Here is a 4,178-nt window from a genome sequence, read left to right on the forward strand (position 1 = left end):
AACGCCTTCGCCACCGGCCGCAACCCCCGCAACGCCGCCGTCTGCTGCACCGACGGCATCCTGCGCATCCTGGACGAGCGCGAGCTGCGCGGCGTCCTCGGCCACGAGCTCAGCCACGTCTACAACCGGGACATCCTCATCTCGTCCGTCGCCGGAGCGCTCGCCTCCGCGGTGCTGTTCCTGGTCAACTTCGCCTGGCTGATCCCCGTGGGCCGATCCGACGACGAGGAGGGGCCCGGTCTCGTGGGCATGCTCCTGATCGTGATCCTCGGGCCGCTCGCCGCCTCGGTCATCCAGCTCGCCGTCAGCCGCTCCCGCGAGTACGAGGCGGACGCCTCGGGCGCCCAGCTCACCGGCGACCCACTCGCTCTGGCCGGCGCCCTCCGCAAACTCGACGCGGGCACCAAGCAGCTCCCGCTGCCACCCGAGCCCCGGCTGGAGACCGCGAGCCACCTGATGATCGCCAACCCGTTCCGCCCCGGGACGGGCATGTCCAGACTCTTCGCCACCCACCCACCCATGGCCGACCGCATCGCCCGCCTGGAACGCATGGCAGGCCACGCCAGATGACCCCGCCGGCCCTGCGCCGGAGCGGTGCGGAAGGAGCCCACGCGTAGACCCGTCCCGGAGCCCCGCGCGCGGGTCGGCGTCCCGATGACCCCGCCCCTACGCGTACGCCCGAGGCGCGAGTCTTCAGCGGGCTGCCGGCCCCGCTGACGCTGCCCCTGCCCGGTGCCCCGACTGCCGGGGGCGCCGTTCTGACCGCCCCGACCACCCGGCCGGCGTTCCGACCGCCTCCGACCATCGCCCCGAGCAACCCTGGAAAGGCCCCCGGCGTCTCAGAACGCGACCGGTCGAACAGCGTGGGAGGCTGGAAGCATGAGTCCGATCAGCATCGTTCTGAACATCCTCTGGCTGATCTTCTGCGGCATCTGGATGGCCATCGGCTATGTCGTCGCGGCCCTCATCTGCTTCGTCTTGATCATCACGATCCCGTTCGGCATCGCGTCGCTGCGCATCGCCGGCTATGTGCTCTGGCCCTTCGGCCGTACGACCGTCGAGCGACCGGACGCGGGCGTCGGCTCGCTGGTGGGCAACGTGATCTGGGTGATCTTCGCGGGCTGGTGGCTGGCGCTGGGGCACCTGCTGACGAGCATCCCGCTGTTCCTCTCGATCATCGGCATCCCCTTCGGCTGGGCGAACCTGAAGCTGATCCCGATCTCGCTGATGCCGCTGGGCCGCGAGGTGGTCGAAACGAACGACCGCTTCGCAGGCTGGTGACGCCGGACCGGATGACGCCCGGACCGGATGCCGGCCTGGCCGGTGGCGGAGGCCCGGATGACGTCGGCCCGGATGACGTCGGGCAGGCGCCGCCCAGAGCCCCCTGCCCGCCAACGCGCCACGGCGCGTGCGGCCCACAGCCCGCACGCGCCGCCGTCACCACGAGGCACCAAGAGGCAACCCCCTACCGGTAGTTCACGTACTGCAGCGCGAAGTCCAGGTCCTTGCCCTTGAGGAGGGTGATCACGGACTGGAGGTCGTCCCGGCTCTTGGAGGAGACCCGCAGCTCCTCGCCTTGGACCTGCGCCTTGACGCCCTTCGGGCCCTCATCCCGGATGATCTTGGCGACCTTCTTCGCGTTCTCCTGGGAGATGCCCTCCTGCAGGGAGGCGAAGATCTTGTACTCCTTGCCGGAGGCCTGCGGCTCGCCCGCGTCCAGGGCCTTCAGGGAGATGCCGCGCTTGACCAGCTTGGACTGGAAGACATCGAGGATCGCCTTCACCCGCTCCTCGGAGTTGGCGCGCATCTCGATCTTCTCGCCCGACCACTCGATCGAGGCGCCGACGTTCTTGAAGTCGTAGCGCTGGGAGATCTCCCGGCTCGCCTGGTTGAGGGCGTTGTCGACCTCCTGCCGCTCGACCTTCGAGACGATGTCGAAACTGGAGTCGGCCATGGTGAGTTGGCTCCTCGTACGTAGATCCGTCAGATGTACGCCACCGTCCCCGGCGCGCATGGCCAGCCTAGTCACCCCGTTCCATGATCCAGTGGCCATCAACCAGGTGGCGGACCACCCCCTGGCATCGGGTATGGTTTACGTCGTTGCCAGGGAGCACCGCCGCAGACGCGGCACGGATCCCGGCCACATCCCCGGCGGGTTGCCCGAGCGGCCAAAGGGAGCAGACTGTAAATCTGTCGGCTTACGCCTACGCAGGTTCGAACCCTGCACCCGCCACACGTAAGAGAACGGCCCCTGGCCTGCGGATAACGCGGGCCAGGGGCCGTTCTCGTTCGTCAGGACGCTTGTTCCTGTTCGTCAGGACCGCTTGTCCCCGTTCGTCAGGGGTGCTTGTCGCGTGTGCCGCGGCGGGTCTGCGCCAGCCATTCCTTCGACGGCTCGGCCGCTTCGCCGTACTCGTCGTGCCAGTTCCACCACTCGTACGGCGGGGTCTGGGGGTAGCCCTCGGGGGAGTCCTCCCACACCTCCTGGCGGCCCAGCGCGGTCATGTCGAGGTAGGCGAAGGTGTTCCCCAGCGCCTCGTCGCCCCGGGCGTTGATGAAGTAGGTGCGGAAGACGCGGTCGCCGTCGCGGATGAACGCGTTCGTGCCGTGCCATTCGTCCACGCCGAAGTCGCGGTCGAAATCGTCGGTGATGGTGTACCAGGGCATTGTCCAGCCCATCCGCGCCTTCACCCGCTCGATGTCCGGCTGCGGCGCGCGCGAGGCGTAGACGAGCGTGGTGTCACGGGCGTTGAGGTGGGCGAGGTCGGCCAGGTGGTCGGCCATCATCGAGCAGCCGCGGCAGGCGTGCTCGGGCCAGCCGTACACGCCGGGTTCGAAGAAGGCGCGGTAGAGGATCAGCTGGCGGCGTCCCCGGAACAGGTCGAGCAGACTCGCCGTTCCCTCGGGCCCCTCGAACTCGTACCGCTTCTCCACCGCCTGCCACGGCATCCGCCGCCGCTCGGCGGCCAGTGCGTCGCGGGCGTGGGTCAACTCCTTCTCCTTGACGAGCAGCTGCTGGTGCGCCGTCTCCCAGTCTTGCGGCGAAACGATCGGGGGTGTCTTCATGGGGGGTGTCTTCATGGTGGTGTCCGCCTCCCGTTCACAAGTGGTGCTGGCCCGTTCTCGTGATGCGGGTGATCTCGCCGGTGCCGCCCAGCTTCGGCGGCTCGACGACGATGTAGTCGAGCCGCTCCAGCGCGCGGACCGCCCACTCCTCGATGAAGCCCGCGCGGGGCCGCCGCTCGATGAACTCCCGGCTCTCGGCCTCCAGCAGCACGCAGTCCACGCCCGCGGCGCGCAGCAGGTTGGCGACGGTCAGCCCGGCGGGCCCCGCGCCCACCACGACCACGCCGGTGCGCTCCGCTTGCTCGGTCAACTCGCCTTGCCGAGCGGCCTCGTCGTGCTGTGCCGACCCGGTCTGCCCGGCGGTGGCCGGGGCCGATTCCTGGGGGGAGGGAGACGTCATCGGAGCATTATCGCGACCGGGCTCCGGAATCGGGCCCCGGGGCGTTCCCCGCCCGTCCTTAACCGGTGGTCAGCCAATCCTCAAGTGCGGCTTAAGGATTGCCGATTGGCCCCTGACCAGCGCCTTGACCTCCTTCCACTCGCCTAGATTCGGCCATGTGACCACGACCCAGGCCGATGCGCCCCCGCCCGCCGCGTATCCCGCGCTGTCCGCGTACCTGGCCCAGCACGCCCAGCAGGCCGAGGGACAGTACGCCCAGCCCGCACCGCACGACGCCTCGCCGCCCCGCTTGGTCCCCGTCGGGGACCGGCTGGCGGTCACCGACCCGCCGCGCATCTCGCCGGGGACCCTGCGCACCGGGCTGACGGCCGGGGCCGCGGCGGTCACCCTGCTCTGGGCCGTGCAGGTCGAGCCCTCGGTCCGGCTCGACGCGCTGTTCGCCACCTGTGCGCACTTGACCGGGCTGCTCGCCGGCTACGGCATCCTCGTCATGCTGCTGCTCATGGCCCGCGTCCCGGCCATCGAGCACGGGGTCGGCGCCGACCGGCTCGCCCGCTGGCACGCCTTCGGCGGCCGCTACATCCTCTCCCTGTGCATCGCCCACTCCTTCCTCGCCCTCTTCGGGTACGCGGCGCACTCCGGAACCGACCTGCTCAGCGCGTGCGTTGAGCTCATGGGCTACCCGGGCCTGGCGGCCGCCGCGGCGGGCACC

General features: G+C 70.0%; 4 protein-coding genes, 1 tRNA gene and 2 pseudogenes. 4 read left to right on the forward strand and 3 right to left on the reverse strand.

The genetic code is table 11. The annotated features are described in order from the left end of the window. Positions 1-570, forward strand: a 570-nt coding sequence (locus AOK16_RS20480) for a M48 family metalloprotease (RefSeq protein WP_055473656.1), incomplete at its 5' end; no start/stop codon positions are given. 309 nt (positions 571-879) lie between these two features. Beyond that, complete coding sequence (locus tag AOK16_RS20485; RefSeq protein ID WP_055473657.1) at positions 880-1,281, forward strand: YccF domain-containing protein; 402 nt, start codon at positions 880-882, stop codon at positions 1,279-1,281. Between the two features lie 184 nt (positions 1,282-1,465). On the opposite strand, the gene AOK16_RS20490 is transcribed toward AOK16_RS20485, so the two are convergent. Continuing rightward, complete coding sequence (locus tag AOK16_RS20490) at positions 1,466-1,954, reverse strand: YajQ family cyclic di-GMP-binding protein (protein WP_055473658.1); 489 nt, start codon at positions 1,952-1,954, stop codon at positions 1,466-1,468. A 196-nt stretch (positions 1,955-2,150) separates the two neighbouring features. On the opposite strand from AOK16_RS20490, the gene AOK16_RS20495 reads away from it, so the two are divergent. Next, positions 2,151-2,233 (forward strand) — tRNA-Tyr (locus tag AOK16_RS20495). Between the two features lie 104 nt (positions 2,234-2,337). Here the strand turns inward: AOK16_RS20495 and AOK16_RS20500 are convergent. Together AOK16_RS20500 and AOK16_RS29345 are read right to left on the reverse strand one after the other, a co-directional pair. Further along, a complete protein-coding gene (locus AOK16_RS20500; RefSeq protein ID WP_055473659.1) occupies positions 2,338-3,066 on the reverse strand; it encodes a DUF899 domain-containing protein in 729 nt (242 codons plus the stop codon). A 121-nt stretch (positions 3,067-3,187) separates the two neighbouring features. After that, positions 3,188-3,466: pseudogene (locus tag AOK16_RS29345) on the reverse strand (FAD-dependent monooxygenase); the annotation flags it as partial. A gap of 157 nt (positions 3,467-3,623) precedes the next feature. Between AOK16_RS29345 and AOK16_RS27735 the strand changes: the two are divergent. After that, positions 3,624-4,178: pseudogene (locus AOK16_RS27735) on the forward strand (ferric reductase); the annotation flags it as partial.

It is taken from the genome of Streptomyces pathocidini (assembly GCF_001418495.1).
Lineage (GTDB): Bacteria > Actinomycetota > Actinomycetes > Streptomycetales > Streptomycetaceae > Streptomyces > Streptomyces pathocidini.